The sequence below is a fragment of the Streptomyces sp. NPDC097640 genome (genome assembly GCF_040302705.1).
Taxonomy (GTDB): Bacteria; Actinomycetota; Actinomycetes; order Streptomycetales; family Streptomycetaceae; genus Streptomyces.
On record NZ_JBEOSB010000038.1, the window covers coordinates 25717 to 41078 of the forward strand.

The window sequence follows — 15362 nt, forward strand, 5'->3', positions numbered from 1 at the left end:
GGCTCGGCGAGGAAGTCACTTGGTGAGAAGGACCGACGCTTGGGCAGGGCTGGTCAGTTGTTCGTCGAGGAGTTCGGCCGGGTCGCGGGTCAGGTGCGCTGTGACGGCGGCGATGCGGGCCGCGTCGTCGTCGGCGACGTAGGGGGTGCGGATGCGGGTGAAGCCGGGGCGGTCCTGGTGGGCCATGGAGGCCACGCCGACATAGGCCGGATCCTGGAGCGCGGTCGGGTTGGCGTCCGGCCAGTTCCGGATGTCCTCCCCCAGCGCGACCACGGCCGCCTCAGCCGTCTTCTGCGCGAAGGACAGGCCCACCGGGCACACGTCCCGGATGAAGGTGGGGATGGCATCTCCGGTCGCCTTCTGGGTCGCGATGATCACCAGGATGCCGACGCTCCGGCCCTTCTTCACCAAGTCCTCGACCAGCCGGGCGTTGTCAGCGGCCAGCGCGGCCAGCTTCTTCGTCTGCGCGTCGGACCCCTTGTAGTCGCGGAAGTAGGTGTGTGCCTCATCCACGATCAACACCGCCAGCGGCCAGCCAGCCGACGGCCCGACGTGCCACATGTTCTTGACACCCAACACGGCGCGGATGGACGCCGAACGGTCCCGCCGCAGCTTCACCAGCCGCTTGAACAACGCGTTCGCTTCTTCGAGGTCATCGCCGACGAACGCGAACATGCGTTGCGCCAGGTCGGCGTAGTCGCCCTCATGGGAGGAGGTCACCTTGCCGTCCGCTACGGCGTACTGGATCGCCGCAGAGGGTGCGGTGTCGCAGATGAACTTGTTGACCAGCGAGGTCTTGCCGAACCCGGGCAGACCGGCCACCGTGGCCCCGGGCACGTCCGACAGGCTCACGTCGATCGGCTGGGCGTACTCGTCCACCCCCAGGCCCCACACGGCCAGTTCCTCGGGAACCTCACCCGTGGGTATGTGCTCGGTGGGGACGATCAGCGGATCAACTCGCACGCCACGGATCACCAGGTGCCCAGGCTTGTCCGGCAGGACCGAGACCCGCGCACACCGCCACGCGTCCGCCAGGTACGGGGCCGCCCGCTGGAACTCCGCCAGGTACGGGGCCGCCCGCTGGAACTCCGCCAGGCTCACTTTCGGCAGGCACACCGCCCGTACCACCACGCCGTACCGGTCGGCCCTGACCTTGATCTTCGGGATGAGGACCCGGGGCTTGGGCACTTTCCCGTCCGGCGCCACGATCACCGCAGCCGGAGGCGTCTTGTCGGTCACCGACAGGCCCGCCATCGGAGCCAGCCGACGCCAGCCACGCCGCACCCGGACCGCTTGCCGGATGCTCGCCCGCGTCATCTTGTCGGCACGCACATAGCGCACCACCCACCACACGGCCCATACGGTGCTCAGGGCCAGGGCCGCCCCGGCCAGAGCCGGGGCCAACCCGATGACTTCACCCACCGTCACAGTCAGTCCTGGTTCTCGTAGAGGAATCGGTACAGGGAGATCCGCAGTTCCAGCAGGTCACGGCCAGCCGCGATCTTCGGGTAGCCGTGCGACTCGATCACCTCGACCACGTCCAGGAGCAGGCCATTGGTGAACCGCGAGTCGTCATCCCCGCTCTCCGGCTCGACCGGATAGACCGGCTCAGGCTTGGCGGTCGTCACTTGACCAGCTCCAGCGACACCGCCCGGTAGGCGATCCCGTCGGACAACTGCCCGTTGAAGATCCGCGCCCACGGAGTGGCGAACAGCTCCGTCGGCCGGACCGGGAGGCCCAGGTTCAGCCCGTCCGGCAGACCGGACTTCGGAACGGTGATCTTCATCTGTTCCGCCCGGCCGTCCTCCATGAGGAACACCGTCAGCGTGAACAGGTCCTCACCGGTGTCCCGATCTTGCGCGATCTTGCCCGTCTCCTGGTCCGCGATCTTCGGCACCGGCAGCGTGCCAACCATGAACATCGTGGAGGGCAGCAGTCCCACGCGAATGCGCGCCATGTTTCGAACTCCCTTTCGGTATCCACCGCGCTCTGCGGCGGGCTCCAAGTAGAGCGCATCACTGCTAACAGTGTCAACGGAGATCTCAGAGCTAGCAGTGATGACCTATGGGGAGGGCTGTGTTAGATGTGCTAACTCGGGCTACCCTGAGCCCATGAAGCCGCCGACGAACGACCCGCGCCCGCCGTATCGGCAAGTCGCCGACGCCGTTCGACGTGACATCGAGGCGGGCAGGATCAAGCCGGGCGAACAGCTCCCTTCCTACCGGGAACTGGAAGAGCGGTTCGACGTCGCCAGCATGACCGCCCGCAGTGCCGTGCGCGTCCTACGCGATGAGGGTCTGGTCTACACCGTCCAAGGACGCGGCAGCTACGTGGCGGATGCTGTCGGCCCCGGAGGCGAGCTGATCGAGGTCAAGACCTACACCGGGGGCCGGGCGGCACCCGGGGCAGAGTCAGGCCCGGACAGCACTAAGGCCGCCGGGTCCCTGACTGAAACCCTCCATGCACTCCGTGATGAGCTGCGCACGTTGAACGCAGAGGTCAAGGCGCTCAGGCGGGAAGTTGACGATCTGAAGGCGCATCAGAGCCGGGAGCGCTCGACTCCCTGATCTCCGCGATATCGACGCGCAAGGCTTCTACCTCGACGCGCAGGCGTTCAGCCATCGATGCGACCTCTGCCAGTAGTGAGTGTTCCTCGTCGCTCAGCATCCTGTTCCCCCGTTCATGATCTGCGCGACAGCACGCGCCGTTCTCCCGCTGGCAGCACGCCTCAACGAGCCGATCACGCTCCGCTCTTCTTCCTTCGGACTCCACCGCACTGGGCAGGCTGACATGGCGCCCAGAGCGCGAGCTGTTCAAAGTTTCTTTACTGGATCAAGGCGGCCCGCTTGCGCGGGCCGCGCGCGCTGGCGGCCCGTGGCCGCCGCCCGCTCCTGTCTCCGCCCCGCTCAGCGGCACCCCCGACCCACTCAGCGCGCCACCCCACACCAGCAACCCACCAGAGGCAGCCAGCACCTGGAACAGCCGCCCGCGATGCGTCCGCCGACCACAGCCGAGACGCCGAGGCAGCAGCACGACCAGGACCACGCGCCCGACCGGCCCCCGCAGCCGGAATCCGCGGTGACCCCGGCGCGACGGTCGAGGCTCCGTGGCTGGTGGCGGACGGCAGGAGAGTCTTGAGGCACCTCCCCGGTTCGGGTCCCGCGTCGGGCAAGGCCAGGGGGCCACTCGTGCTAATTGCGGGCAGGTCCAAAGCCTGCCCGAGTTGCCAACGAGCGTACGGCCCCCTGACCATGCCCGACCCCAAACCGGGCAGGACACCGCCCCAACACTCTCCCGCCGGCCGCGTGCCCACAGCGCGCCACTCCCCCCGCCAGCGCCGAACCCCCACTCCGCGACCGCCACTCATCGCTACCGCCCCTTCCCTTGCTACGAACTGATCAGCGTTCTTCGCGGGCGGTGTCGAACGAGAGCACGACGACCGCCCCGGTACCATCGGCACCGGGGTCCTGATCTTGGGCTCTCGACCGGACTACCCCGTGGCCTGCCAGGGTTTAAGGGGGTGGTCCGGTTTTGCATGTGTGGTTGTTGTGCGCGGTCCGGCTCCCCACCTCGGGTGTGGTGAGTGCAGAGAGCCGGATCGCAGACGGCGGAGTGTGCAGGTCCGCCGCCACTCCCGAGGCGCAGTGTGTGACGTCAGTGAGGCGGGGGAGCCCACAGGATGTGTGCTTGCCTCACGGACACTGAGCCAAGGGGAGTGGGAGGGCGGGGGCTACCGGGTCCTTCCCGGGGCGCGGCAGCTCCCGCCCGGCTCTCTAGGTCATCGACCGTGCCTCCGAGGTCACCCCGGAGTTGTCGAGCAGGAACTGACAGGTGTAACCGAGGCTCCGGACGTGCCAGTCAGCCGACTGCAAACCAGAGCCGAGCCCTTGACGGAGCTCATGCGGGATCAGGTCCAGCCTGCTTCGTTTCTGGTACCAGGCCACGGTTCCCCGGTTCAGGCGATTGATCCGCTTGTCGGCAAGCGGCATCAGCGCCTCAATGTGTTCCACCAGGGACTCATGCAACTCGCAGAGTTTCTCGTATGGAGGCAGCGCCGTCCGCTTCACCACAGCACTGGCGATCGTCGCCTCAATCGCGCAGACGTCCACCTCGTCAACGTTCACGGCAAGCTCCCACGGCCAGACGGGTTTTGAACAGGAAGACCGTAGAAGCAAAAAGCAGGGTGGACCCGGAAGAATTTTCCGGGTCCACCCTGCTTTTTCGCGAAGTCAGCGGCTAATCAAGCGCGCCAAGGTGCACAGCGAGCTCGTGAGCGTCACGACGGGCACTCCGCTTGTGCAGCCGACGTGCCAAGTCGCGGGCGAACTCATGTGCGCGCATCTGTTCTGGCGCGGCCTTGTACGCCCGCTTCAGATGATCGATGGCATCGTCCGTCCTTCCGGCCTCACCGTACGCCCGAGCGACATCCAGACGCGCTCTCGCCCGCCTCTCAGGGGGGAACCCGGCGGGAGGCTTCACCTTGGGAGCTATATCGACGGCCCGTCGCACATCCTCGAACTCAAGCGCCAGCGCCAGCCGATGAATCTCAACGTTGGTCGGACCGAACGCCGTCCACATCTCGTTAGCGTCTGTCCCGAGCCGATCGGCCGCCCGCTGAGCCTTCCCGATCATGTGGTCGGCCAGAGACCTGTCACGCACCCGCGCAGCCGCGACAGCCCCATTCAGATGAAGCGTTCCGTACAGGGAGAGCGAGACCGGCGACGTCTCCCACCAGCCATTCGGCAGATCAACGTCAGCGTCCTGGGTGACGCTTACGGCCTCCTCCGCCAGTCCGGCACCGAGCTGGACGTGTGCCACGCACCGACGCAGCGCGACTATGGCATCCAGATCTCCCGAGGCATTCGCGGCTACATCGCCCTGATCAGCAGCCGTCCAAGCCAGATTCGTCTCACCCAGCTTGCGGAGGAATGCCGCCGTGACGTGGCACGTCAAGGCAAACAGCCGGAGTGCCTGAGCCTTGTCCTTCCCCGAGGAATACTCATGCGTCGCCATGCGCGCGTCAGCGAGAAGCGACGGAAGGCGCCCGGCCAACTGGGCGTATTGGGATTCCTGGTACATGTCCCAGGCGTCGCTCACCTCCACGGTGAGGCGTTCCAAGCGAAGTGGCTCCCGGGCGTCGTACAAGGAGCCAGCCAGCCGCCGGGAACGCATCAGAGCGGCGCGAATAGCGGGCACGCTGCCCGCGTGATATCTGTGATCGTCCAGGAGAGTCGGGGCCCCTGCCAGATCTTCCACATGGACCCGCAAGGCGTCCGCCAGGTCCGCGAGCATCTTGACGTTATTCACCGGGATACGGCCTGCCTCGACCCGATACACCCAGTCCTCGGAGCGGTTGAGCAGTGCGGCCAGTTGCCACTGATGAAGGCCGCGACGCTTGCGGTAGAACTTCACGCGCTTACCGAATGGGAGGCTGTCAGTCATGCCACGCACTGTTGTTTCTCCTCACTCTTCTCGGCCGAGTGTCACACGCTGAGCCGCGTCCCGGTAGACACAGAGACCACGTTCAGCCCCTCAGGACCACGGCCAGTAGGGTCATGACATGCCCGAGAACGAGCAGGTACAGCGGATGGCACGGCCGCGCATGGCAGCGGGCGCCGTCTTCTTCGACGCCCAAGGGCGCGTCCTGCTGGTTCGTCCCTCGTACAAGCCGATGTGGGAGATCCCCGGCGGCTACATCGAGACGGGGGAGTCCCCCTTGACTGCGTGCCGCCGCGAGGTCGAGGAGGAGCTAGGCATCACGCCTCCCATCGGGCCGCTACTGGTGGTCGACTGGGCGCCGAACGAGGCCGAAGGTGACAAGGTCCTGTACCTGTTCGACGGCGGGGAGCTGAGCCCGGACGCGGCAGCGTCGATCAAGCTCGCCTCTGACGAGCTGCTGGCCGCCGAGTTCCACGCCGTGGAAGACCTCGATCAGCTCTTGATCCCGCGCCTCGCCCGCCGTGTGAAGCGGGCCGTGGCCGCACGGGCACATGGACACCCTGTGTATCTGGAGCACGGCGAACCGCCTGCCGAGTAGTTCGAGCGTTGCGGAGTGGATCAGAGCCACGAAACCGTCCGAGATGTGGACGGTGGGCGCAGCAGGTTGAGGGACTCCAGTAACGGCTGACGGCCAGACGCTGCACAAGACGAAGCGATCTGCCCCGGCACGAATTCCGTCCCGCACCCGGATACCCTGCCTGGGCTTACGTGCCGAGGGCCCCATTGAGGGCCCTCGGCAGCTCTACACACCTTTTCCGCGCTACGACCTATCGCGAACAATCATGAAGATGATCGCGATCAGTAGAAGCGACATCGGATCCATCTGTTCGGTCTCCCTCGACTCTTATGCCTCTATGGGCGGTGGGTTGCAGGGAGACCGGTACTTGGTGCTTGAGCACCACCAGTATGCATCAACACAGGTCTAAATGGGGTGTGTTGATCCTCAACACGCCTGTGTGGGTATGCCCTGTAGACGAGATACTGAGCATTTTCCAACCTGGGTGAGCTGGCATGTGTGCTGCCAGGGACTTGTAGCTGACGGTTACCTTTCGCCGTGACGGCGGTGGCGTCGTCGCCTCCAGGCATACGGAACGTCCATCTCGGTGACGACTTGGGAAGTGTATGGCATCATGCGCGGGGTGATCGCTGAACGGGGGCTGCGATGTCGGGTGGCATTCTGATGGGGTATCTCCCCTCTTTTGCCTTTCTGGGTTTCGCTGTGGTGGGTAACTGGGCGCGTTGCACTTTGAAGCGGCGTGGTGTGCGCACGCAGGGGCGACTGGGCGGGGACAGTTGGGGGACTGGGATCCTGTCGGTGGACGTCATCTACCGAGACCACGAGGGAGAGCGGCACTACGTGACCGTAGCTCCCGAGTACCTACCCGACGGAGGGAGCTCGTCCGTCGTCGAGGTTGTTTACGATCCCCGGAATCCCGAGAGGGCGATGTCGGCGGGCGAGTTTGAGCGGCCCGCCTGGAGGACCATCGAGGGCGGGTTTTTCTTCATCGCGGTCGGCGTTGCCCTGCCTTATACGGTTCTCCTGCTCTTGGGATGAGGGGACAGCCCCTCGCGGTCCGTGAGCCCTTTCTAACCTCGCGCGCTGGCCGAGTAGTTGGCCTGACAGACGGGGGAAGCCCCTGGTAGATGGGTTTTCGACCAAGAGAACCGTCTCCACTAGGAACTTCGCATGCTTGTCTACCCGTCCGGCGTCGAAGTGTCCGGCTCCGCCCTCCGCTTCCTCGCCGCCCGTCTGCGGGAACGTCGGCGCGCCCTCGGCACCCGATGGCGGCGCCTGAGCGCCGGCCAGCAGGCCCTGCTCGCCCTCGCCCACCTCCGTAACGGACAGCCCTATGCCCAGCTCGCGGCCGGTTTCGGGGTCGGCACCACGACCGTCTACCGGTATGTCACCGAGGTCGTCGAGCTCCTGGCCGCCCTCGCCCCCACGCTCGCCGAAGCCGTACGGGCCGCGTCGATGAAGGCGTATCTGATCCTGGACGGAACGCTGCTGCCAATCGACCGGATCGCCGCCGACCGCCCCTTCTACTCGGGCAAACACAAGAAGCACGGCATGAATGTGCAGGTCATCGCCGACCCGAAGGGTCGTCTTCTGTGGGTTTCCCCGGCCCTGGCCGGCGCCGTCCATGACGTCCGGGCCGCACGCGAGCACGGCATCATCGACGCTCTCGCCCAGGCCGGCATCACCTGCTGGGCGGACAAGGGCTACCAGGGCGCGGGCGACACGGTCCGCCTCCCGTACCGCGGCCGATGGGACGGCCTCTCCACCGGTCAGCAGGCTGTCAACCGGTCCCACGCGAAGGTCCGGGCGCTCGTCGAACAAGCCATCGCCACCCTCAAGTCCTGGCGGCTCCTGCGCAAACTCCGCTGCTCGACGACCAGGATCACGAGCCTTGTCCAAGCTGTCCTCACCCTCCATCTCGCAAGCTCAGACTGAGGATGGAAAAGGCTCACTGGCGCCCGTCAGACGCTGGATGGTGGCCCTCAGAATCGTGCCTGTGCATGCGGGCACACGGAAGCGTACCGTCGGTGCAGATCACTGCGGCCGAGATGACATCAATACTGACATCAACGGCGTCACACATCGCCCGTCTACGACTTGTGCCGAGCACCAGCACAGGTGGAGGCCGAGACCCGCGCCAGGCCCCTGCCCGAACCTACGGATCAAGAGGTTGCAGGTTCGAATCCTGCCGAGCGCGCAGCAGCCAAGGGGCCCCTTCCAGAGATGGAAGGGGCCTCTTGCATTGACCAATGACGGCGGTCGTTGACGGCAACCGCCGAGCGCTCCCCGGGGGCTGCGGCGGCTCTGCCGCAGCCCCCGGCTTGCAGGGCGGGTCCGGGGTGGACGGTGGTGCGCCGTCCGCCGGGGGTGTCAGCCGTGACGGTGGTGGCCGTGCCGGCGGCTGTGGCCATGGTGGTGATGGCGGCGCTGGTGGGCGTGGCAGCCGGAGAGCTGGAAGGAGGCGATACGGGTGTTCCAGTTTCCGGTGCCATTGGCCGGTTGGTACTGGTTGGTGTACCAGAACGTACAGTCGTCCACCGGGTCGATCGCCATGGAGGTGTAGTCACCCCAGCGGTTGCTCCCGGTCTGGGAGCCTGCGCCGGTCCACACGGTGGTTTCGTGGAACGTCATCAGGTTCGGCGGGTCGTGCGCCAGGCGTCCGGTGACTCGGATCGAGGGACGGGTCCGGGAAGACGACTGCGAGTATCCCAGGGCGATGTCGCCGTTCTTGTCCATGGCTGCGGAGCCCATCCACCGGTACGTGGGGTCCGGAGCGTAGGTGCTCTGCTGATGGACGACCGGTCGGCCGTGGCGCAGCCGCAGTTCGTACCAGCGCACGCCCACGCCGCCGCGGGCATCGACCGCGTGGTTGACGACCAGGGACTGGTGGTCGCCGAAGTTGCGGTAGGCGAACCGGTACATAGGAGAGTAGGAGAGCGAATCCAGTTTCTGGGCGGTGCCGGCCTGGGGGACGCAGCGGGCGGGATCGGTACTCTCGCAGGCCCGGGTGTAGGGGGCCACCTTCAGCTCCTGCGGGCCCGTGAGGGTGGTGCGGGTCTGGTCCGTCCAGTCGGCGTGGAACCGCCAGTACTGCAGCCTGTCGTCGGTGGGGCCGAGGTTGATCAGCAGGTTGGGCTCGCCTCGCGGTGGTGGGGTCTTGCCGTCGAGGTCCGAGCCGAGCGGGATGGTCGACGCCGGGAGGGTGTAGCACTGCTGGTCGGCGTCGGCTCCGCGCAGCATCCTGTGCCGGTCCCAGGCGCACGCCTCGAAGAGCGACCCGGCGGCGGTGGCGGTCACGTAGTAGGCGTCCGGCCACACGGCGAACTTCGGGTGGTCGGGGAGGGTCTGATATCCGAAGGCGTAGCGGTAGTACTCGCCGGTGGCGTCCGGGGTGCGGGAGACGCCCACGCACAGTCGGTTCGTGTTGGTTGCGGGGTCGCTGGCGAACTGGTTGAGGATCCAGCGGTGGGCCAGGGAGTCCCAGCGGACCTCGGGGTCCCCGAGGGAGTCGTTCTGAGCGGTCTCGCACGGTCCGCCGAACCCGCTGAACAGGGTTTGGGTCGTCAGCGGCCCCAGCAGCGTGTTGCCGGACTTGGAGTACACCGCGAGTTTGAAGTTGGTGATCTCTACGACCTGGCGGGAGCCTACCGAGGCGTTGGGGTCAGGAGGGGTGCCCCCGCCCTCCCGGATGCCCTCGAAATTGACGCCCAACCGGATCCGACCCCGTCTGCCGTTGTGGTCCTGCACCACCTGCTCGGGACCGGTGGCCTTGGCGGAGCGCGGGTGCGGCCCCTTTTTGGGGGGCATGGGGTCGGAAGCGCGCCGGGGCTGTCCGGATCTTCGCGACAGCTCACGCAACGGTGGCGAGGTGTCATGGTGCACCGCGGGGCCGGAGTCAGGGGACCGAGTGGCCCCCGTGTGGTCGACCGTCTTGGGTACCGTTCCGGCGGCGGGCACGGCGGGCACGGCGGGCACGGCGGGCACGGCGGGCACGGCGGACCACGCGGGGGAGGCCAGCAACGCTGCCCCCACTGAGGCGACGGCAACGATCGAACGCAAGGCACGGGATACGTGCATCAAACCTCCGAACGGGTCGGTGAGCCGACCCGTTCGGCCGCGTGGCGACGGCGGCATTCGAGACGAACCCCACGCGTTCGCGGGGCTGCCGCGACCCCCGCGCGCCAGGGGCACGCTTCGAGGCCACAAGATGAGGGCGGGTGACTCATGTGATTGTTTGGAAGACCTAGTTATCCATCTCGTCCGCTCACTGCTGGGCTGACGGGTGTCGTGTCGGGTGCGGTTCAGCCGTATGGCGCTGCCTGCATGACGGGCATTCGAGAACCCACCGCTGCCCTCACCGTGGTGGCGGGTGCGAGGGGCGAGGAAGCGAGACCGGTCAGACGGCACGTACAAGCCCCCGAAAGCCCCCCGGGCGATCGTCGCGGCGGAGAGCGGAGCCCCAGCCCAGTGCTGTGCCCGAGCCTACGGATCAAGAGGTTGCAGGTTCGAATCCTGCCGAGCGCGCCCATCGAGCTGCGCTGCCGCGTGGTGGCTCAGGCCGCCGTGGCCACCGCGCCGCGTCCGCCTCGCACTCGCCCACACATGGGGGTGGCGCGCAGGTGGCGGTGCCCGCGCGAACGGACAATGCTGCCATGTACGCGGATCTGCTGCCGGAATCCACCCTGCGCGATGTCGTCGACCTGGGCGTACGCCTTGTCGAGTTCGCTGGCGCGCTGGTCATCTTCGCAGGCGCTGCCTGGGCGTTCGTGCAGTTCGTCCGGTACGGAGCCGGCCGGCTGCGCAGCCGGGGAGAGCCCGAGGCCGCGGCCTTCGGCTTCAACCGGATCCGACTGACCCTCGGCCGTTTCCTCGCCCTGGGGCTTGAGTTCCAGCTCGCCGGAGACATCCTGCGGACAGCCATCGCGCCCTCCTTCCCCCAGATCGGCCAGCTGGCCGCGATCGCCGCGATCCGGACCGCACTGAACTACATCCTCGGCCGCGAGATCGAACAAGAGCGTCAGGAGATCGAACGGCTCACCCCCAGGGACGATGCCACGGCTCCAGGAACCGCCCCGTGACCATGCTGCTGGCGCGGACTGCCGTTGTGGTCACGGCTCTCGGACTGGTCAGCGCCGTGTGCGTCGCCGTCCGGATGCGCCGGGTGCAGCCCGCCGTGGCGGTGCTCACGGACTTCCTCGTGGCAGCCGGCCTCATCCACCTCGCCGGCCACCCCTCCTGGAAGTCCCTCGCAGCAGCCGCAGCCGTCATCGGCGTACGACTGCTGGTCAGCTCCAGCCTCCGCATCCAGGCGAAGCGGTAACCGAGCGTGGCGCTCGGCTTGGCGTCCTGATTCCCGGGCCGGACCGGAGGTCATCGGGGTGATCGTGGACCGTCACCGCGTGGCGGAGGGCCCGGGTGCCCGGCCGCGCCCGAGCATAGAGCTCATGCAAGCTGACAGGCCGCCAGGTGCCGCGCTGAGCACTCCGCGCGCCGCCGGGGTGGTGGGCGTGATCTCAGCCCTGCTGCTGGCCACCGTCATCCTGCTGTTCCGCGAGGCGGTTCCGACCGAGTCCACTGATCCGGCCGTCTGGTTCGCCGACTCGTCCAAACGGGACGAGTTGCGGGCAGCCGTGCGTCTGCTGCCGTTCGGTGGGATCTTCTTCCTCTGGTTCATAGGTGCGGTGCGTGCCTACATCGGACCCAGTGAGGACAAGTTCTTCAGCACGATCTTCCTGGGCGGCGGGTTCCTGTTCGCCGCTGTGCTCTTCCTCCTCGCCGGGACTGCGTACGGCGTCATCACGGTGGCCGACAACCCTCATGCCAGCGCACTGTTCCCCCTGTGGGAGCACGACCGTCAGACCATCCTCGGTCTGATCTCCAGCTACGCCACGCGCCTGGCTGCCGTCTTCGCCATGTCCACGACGATGATCGGGCAGCACCTCGGCATCTTCCCGCGCTGGCTCGTCTGGCTCGGATACCTCGTGTTCCTGGGGCTGATCTTCGTCGTCGGCATCACCACATGGATCGTGCTCGCGTTCCCCCTGTGGATCCTGGTCGTCAGCGGCCACATCCTTGTGATCAATTTCCGTCCGCCGCACCTGGAAGGGCCGACGAAATGACCTGCGGGAAACCGACGCGGGCGATCTCGGGCCGGCACCCCGGAAACCCTCTCCCACCTGCGCGGGCCTGGTCACGAGGCATTCGCCGGTCTCACTCCCGAGAGGCGAAAGCGTGTCGTATGTCCTTAATCTACTGTGAGGACGCTCGCCGCAGGGCCCGAAGACGCAAAGGGGTAAAAGACGCCCGGCTGGGCCGGTTGTCGCGCTAGGCAAATCGAGGTGGAGAGCATGTCGGATCGGCACTCCGTGGACGGTTCCGTCGAGGACCTGGTGGTCAACCCGCTGTTCGCGCGCCCTGGCGAGGCTCACCGCCGGTCGCGGCTCCAGCTCGGCGAGCAGCCGATGCTGCCGGAGACCGCGTACCAGCTTGTTCACGACGAGGCGATGCTCGACGGCAACGCGCGATTGAACCTTGCGACCTTCGTCGGCACCTGGATGGACGACGAGGCCAGGCGTCTGTATGCCGAGACCTTCGACAAGAACATGATCGACAAGGACGAGTACCCGAGTACCGCAACCATCGAGGAGCGCTGCTGGAAGATCCTCGCGGATCTGTGGCACGCGCCGGACCCCGCCGCGAGCATCGGGTGCTCCACCGTCGGCTCCTCCGAGGCGTGCATGCTCGGTGGCCTCGCGCTCAAGCGGCGCTGGCAGGAAGCGCGTCGCGCCCAGGGCAAGTCCGCCGACCGTCCGAACCTTGTGATGAGCTCGGCGGTGCAGGTGGTGTGGGAGAAGTTCTGCAACTACTGGGACGTCGAACCGCGCTTCGTACCCATCAGTGAGCAGCACAAGACCCTCGACGGGTTCAATCTTCGGGCGTACGTCGACGAGAACACCATCGGCGTGGTCTCCATTCTCGGGGTCACCTACACCGGCATGTACGAGCCCGTCGCGCAGCTCAGCGCCGCACTCGACGAGATCCAGCAGGAAACCGGGCTGGACATCCCCATCCACGTCGACGGCGCCTCAGGGGCGATGGTCGCCCCGTTCCTCCAGCCCGAGCTGGCCTGGGATTTCCGGGTGCCGAGGGTCGCCTCCATCAACACGTCCGGCCACAAGTACGGACTGGTCTACCCCGGCATCGGCTGGGTGGTGTGGCGGAGCCGGGACCTGCTGCCCGACAGCCTGGTTTTCAAGGTCAGCTACCTGGGCGGCGACATGCCGACCTTCGCCCTGAACTTCTCCCGCCCCGGCGCCCAGGTCCTCTTGCAGTACTTCCAGTTTCTCCGGCTCGGCCGCGAAGGCTACCGGGGGGTGCAGCAGGCCTCACAGGACGTGGCCAAGTTCCTGGCCGAGCGCATCGGCGCGATGGACGCGTTCGAGCTGTGGAACGACGCGTCCGACATCCCGGTGTTCGCCTGGCGGCACGCCTCGGGGTACACCAAGAACTGGACGCTGTACGACCTGTCGGACCGGCTGCGCCAGGAGGGCTGGCTGGTGCCCGCCTATCCCATGCCTGACAACCTGGCCGACATGACCGTGCAGCGGATCGTGGTGCGGAACGGGCTGAGCATGGACCTTGCCCGTGCCCTGCTCAAGGATATCGAGGAGAGCGTGCACTACCTCGACCGATTGGCCCAGCCGCTGCCGGCCGAGGCCCGCACCGGCTTCCACCACTGACCGGGCCGGGCACCGTTCCGAGCGCCGACCGCCGCTGGGAGGTCCCGCGACGTGGGTCCACAAGCCCTCTTGCTTCGTCAAACTCCATGGCGAAGACGTTGGGGCTCCGGCTGACCGCGCGTCCCAGGGACAGCGTAGGAGCCACGCCGATGGCCGGCGGATCCACGCGTCGTGAGGCTCATGGCTCGGATACGGGCTTGCGTGCCAAGACGTAGCCTTGCGGTGTCTTCTCGGCAGCGTCGGGCTGCCGCGTGATTGTGGCCCAGACCTCGAATCCAGCGTGTCGCAGCAGGTCGGCGATCTCGTCCGGTTGCTGCCGGTACCAGTCGAGGCAGATGGATTTGCCGAATGCCTCGGAGCGATGACCCCGATCATCACCGACCTGGAAGACAAGCATCACCTGCCCACCCGGTGCGAGCACCCGGTGAAACTCGGAGAACACTTCCGACCGTCGCTCCCATGGGACGTGGATGATCGAGTAGTAGGCGAGCAAACCGCCCATGGAGGCATCCGGTAGACCCAGGGCCAGCATCGATCCCACCTCGAACCGCAGATCCGGGTAGGTGCGGCGGGCCAGGTCGATCATCCCGGGCGAAAGGTCGATGCCGAACGCGTCCATGCCCAGTCGGTGTAGCACCACTGTTGCCTGGCCGGGTCCACAACCTACATCGGCAACCGGACCGTTTCCGCCTGCCTGTACCAACTCCGTGAAGGCGCCGAGCAACGCCCGGTCGAGAGGTTTGGCGTCCAGGTCAGGGCTCGCCATGTCGGCGTACTCCGCGGCCATGACGTCGTAAGAGGCTCTGGTCGCATCGAGAAACGGCTCGTCAGGCATGACCCTGAAGGCTAGCCAGCGCGGCGTGCCCCCTGCACCCTGGCGCACGTAACGATCGCGGGCAGGGCTGAGCGCGCCCCAGCTCAGAGGTCCCTTCCGATCATCGGGAGGGGCTGGCATCAACGGCCACACAGGTTGGATCAGGCGGGTACGCCGTCCTTAGTTTTTCGCAATGCCCACAATGACCAGCCAGGCCACGATGACGACGGTGACTGCGGAGGTCCACGCGACCGGGGCGACACCGGGGCGGCGAGAGAAGGCGCCCCAGGTCCCTACGAGCACGGCCGAGGGGGCGGTGACAGTGGAGATGGCCATGGCGAGGTTCAGGGTGAAGTTGTCGCAGACAGCGTGCTGCTCGTAGTCGCAGTTGGCCGTGCCCCAGGGGAGCAGCATCCCCGTCCAAAACAGCGCCCCTGCCATCAGCCACAGCAGGATGGCGCCGAGCACCCTCAGCGCCATACCGGCCGTGTCCGGCCGACCCCTGCGGGCTGCGGCCATCGCCGCGTCGCGCTCGGCATCGAGCTGCCGGCCCATCCGGTCGTTCCCCCCTTGCTGATGCATGGCCACCATGCTGGACCGGCCGCCGCCCGGTCCGGATCCGTCCGCGTACTCAGCCGCTCCGCGGAGGTACTCAGCCACCTCGCCGCAAGAGCATCGGGCCCTTGCCCGAACCTACGGATCAAGAGGGGCAGGTTCGAATCCTGCCGGGGAAGGTTCGGCGTCACCGCAGGGACTCGCTATTGCTGGACCGGTGGGCAGTAGCCGGTGTCCT

At 66.9% G+C, this 15362-nt stretch carries 16 protein-coding genes; 8 read left to right on the forward strand and 8 right to left on the reverse strand.

Annotated elements, in window-relative coordinates:
• Window positions 1–15 precede the first annotated feature (15 nt).
• From ABTY62_RS41210 to ABTY62_RS41220, 3 genes are read right to left on the reverse strand one after another with little or no spacing between them, the layout of a single operon-like run.
• A complete protein-coding gene (locus tag ABTY62_RS41210) occupies window positions 16–1428 on the reverse strand; it encodes a P-loop NTPase family protein (RefSeq protein ID WP_352134506.1) in 1413 nt (470 codons plus the stop codon).
• A 2-nt stretch (window positions 1429–1430) separates the two neighbouring features.
• Complete coding sequence (locus ABTY62_RS41215; RefSeq protein WP_352134507.1) at window positions 1431–1628, reverse strand: hypothetical protein; 198 nt, start codon at window positions 1626–1628, stop codon at window positions 1431–1433.
• Window positions 1625–1957, reverse strand: coding sequence for an SCO3933 family regulatory protein (locus ABTY62_RS41220; protein ID WP_352134508.1), 333 nt, complete (start codon window positions 1955–1957; stop codon window positions 1625–1627). Before ABTY62_RS41220 ends, ABTY62_RS41215 begins: the two co-directional genes overlap by 4 nt.
• Before the next feature lie 154 nt (window positions 1958–2111).
• Between ABTY62_RS41220 and ABTY62_RS41225 the strand changes: the two genes are divergently transcribed.
• Entirely contained in the window at window positions 2112–2567 is a 456-nt protein-coding gene (locus ABTY62_RS41225) for a GntR family transcriptional regulator (protein ID WP_352134509.1), read from the forward strand.
• Window positions 2568–3773: 1206 nt separating this feature from the next.
• Here the strand turns inward: ABTY62_RS41225 and ABTY62_RS41230 are convergent.
• Both ABTY62_RS41230 and ABTY62_RS41235 read right to left on the reverse strand, forming a co-directional pair.
• Entirely contained in the window at window positions 3774–4124 is a 351-nt protein-coding gene (locus ABTY62_RS41230) for a DUF6415 family natural product biosynthesis protein (RefSeq protein ID WP_352134510.1), read from the reverse strand.
• Between the two features lie 112 nt (window positions 4125–4236).
• Window positions 4237–5442: a helix-turn-helix domain-containing protein gene (locus ABTY62_RS41235; RefSeq protein WP_352134511.1), complete on the reverse strand. Its 1206-nt coding sequence runs from the start codon at window positions 5440–5442 to the stop codon at window positions 4237–4239.
• Between the two features lie 118 nt (window positions 5443–5560).
• Here ABTY62_RS41235 and ABTY62_RS41240 point away from each other — a divergent pair, with 118 nt between their 5' ends.
• The 3 genes from ABTY62_RS41240 to ABTY62_RS41250 all read left to right on the forward strand — a co-directional run bounded on the left by ABTY62_RS41240 (window position 5561) and on the right by ABTY62_RS41250 (window position 7951).
• Window positions 5561–6037: an NUDIX domain-containing protein gene (locus ABTY62_RS41240; RefSeq protein ID WP_352134512.1), complete on the forward strand. Its 477-nt coding sequence runs from the start codon at window positions 5561–5563 to the stop codon at window positions 6035–6037.
• A 777-nt stretch (window positions 6038–6814) separates the two neighbouring features.
• Window positions 6815–7054 carry a hypothetical protein gene (locus ABTY62_RS47640; protein WP_502997621.1) on the forward strand — a complete coding sequence of 80 codons (240 nt, stop codon included), beginning with the start codon at window positions 6815–6817 and terminating at the stop codon, window positions 7052–7054.
• 132 nt (window positions 7055–7186) lie between these two features.
• A complete protein-coding gene (locus ABTY62_RS41250) occupies window positions 7187–7951 on the forward strand; it encodes an IS5 family transposase (RefSeq protein ID WP_352134514.1) in 765 nt (254 codons plus the stop codon).
• A gap of 435 nt (window positions 7952–8386) precedes the next feature.
• Here the strand turns inward: ABTY62_RS41250 and ABTY62_RS41255 are convergent, their stop codons facing one another.
• Window positions 8387–10048: a hypothetical protein gene (locus ABTY62_RS41255; RefSeq protein WP_352134515.1), complete on the reverse strand. Its 1662-nt coding sequence runs from the start codon at window positions 10046–10048 to the stop codon at window positions 8387–8389.
• A gap of 620 nt (window positions 10049–10668) precedes the next feature.
• Between ABTY62_RS41255 and ABTY62_RS41260 the strand changes: the two genes are divergently transcribed.
• The 4 genes from ABTY62_RS41260 to gad all read left to right on the forward strand — a co-directional run bounded on the left by ABTY62_RS41260 (window position 10669) and on the right by gad (window position 13755).
• Entirely contained in the window at window positions 10669–11094 is a 426-nt protein-coding gene (locus tag ABTY62_RS41260) for a DUF1622 domain-containing protein (RefSeq protein ID WP_352134516.1), read from the forward strand.
• Window positions 11091–11336 carry a hypothetical protein gene (locus ABTY62_RS41265; protein ID WP_502997622.1) on the forward strand — a complete coding sequence of 82 codons (246 nt, stop codon included), beginning with the start codon at window positions 11091–11093 and terminating at the stop codon, window positions 11334–11336. Before ABTY62_RS41260 ends, ABTY62_RS41265 begins: the two co-directional genes overlap by 4 nt.
• 58 nt (window positions 11337–11394) lie before the next feature.
• Complete coding sequence (locus tag ABTY62_RS41270) at window positions 11395–12135, forward strand: hypothetical protein (protein ID WP_352134517.1); 741 nt, start codon at window positions 11395–11397, stop codon at window positions 12133–12135.
• A 228-nt stretch (window positions 12136–12363) separates the two neighbouring features.
• A complete protein-coding gene (gene gad, locus ABTY62_RS41275) occupies window positions 12364–13755 on the forward strand; it encodes a glutamate decarboxylase (RefSeq protein WP_352134518.1) in 1392 nt (463 codons plus the stop codon).
• Window positions 13756–13933: 178 nt separating this feature from the next.
• Here the strand turns inward: gad and ABTY62_RS41280 are convergent, their stop codons facing one another.
• A complete protein-coding gene (locus ABTY62_RS41280) occupies window positions 13934–14590 on the reverse strand; it encodes a class I SAM-dependent methyltransferase (protein ID WP_352134519.1) in 657 nt (218 codons plus the stop codon).
• Between the two features lie 159 nt (window positions 14591–14749).
• Window positions 14750–15151, reverse strand: coding sequence for a hypothetical protein (locus ABTY62_RS41285; protein ID WP_352134520.1), 402 nt, complete (start codon window positions 15149–15151; stop codon window positions 14750–14752).
• Window positions 15152–15362 lie beyond the last annotated feature (211 nt).

Excerpts from the sequence above, each read along its gene's own strand:
- ABTY62_RS41260 (WP_352134516.1), top strand. The coding sequence starts at position 10,669 with ATGTACGCGGATCTGCTGCCGGAATCCACCCTGCGCGATGTCGTCGAC.
- ABTY62_RS41240 (WP_352134512.1), top strand. The coding sequence starts at position 5,561 with ATGCCCGAGAACGAGCAGGTACAGCGGATGGCACGGCCGCGCATGGCA.
- ABTY62_RS41235 (WP_352134511.1), bottom strand. The coding sequence starts at position 5,442 with ATGACTGACAGCCTCCCATTCGGTAAGCGCGTGAAGTTCTACCGCAAG.
- ABTY62_RS41225 (WP_352134509.1), top strand. The coding sequence starts at position 2,112 with ATGAAGCCGCCGACGAACGACCCGCGCCCGCCGTATCGGCAAGTCGCC.
- ABTY62_RS41280 (WP_352134519.1), bottom strand. The coding sequence starts at position 14,590 with ATGCCTGACGAGCCGTTTCTCGATGCGACCAGAGCCTCTTACGACGTC.
- ABTY62_RS41285 (WP_352134520.1), bottom strand. The coding sequence starts at position 15,151 with ATGCATCAGCAAGGGGGGAACGACCGGATGGGCCGGCAGCTCGATGCC.
- ABTY62_RS41250 (WP_352134514.1), top strand. The coding sequence starts at position 7,187 with ATGCTTGTCTACCCGTCCGGCGTCGAAGTGTCCGGCTCCGCCCTCCGC.
- gad (WP_352134518.1), top strand. The coding sequence starts at position 12,364 with ATGTCGGATCGGCACTCCGTGGACGGTTCCGTCGAGGACCTGGTGGTC.
- ABTY62_RS41220 (WP_352134508.1), bottom strand. The coding sequence starts at position 1,957 with ATGGCGCGCATTCGCGTGGGACTGCTGCCCTCCACGATGTTCATGGTT.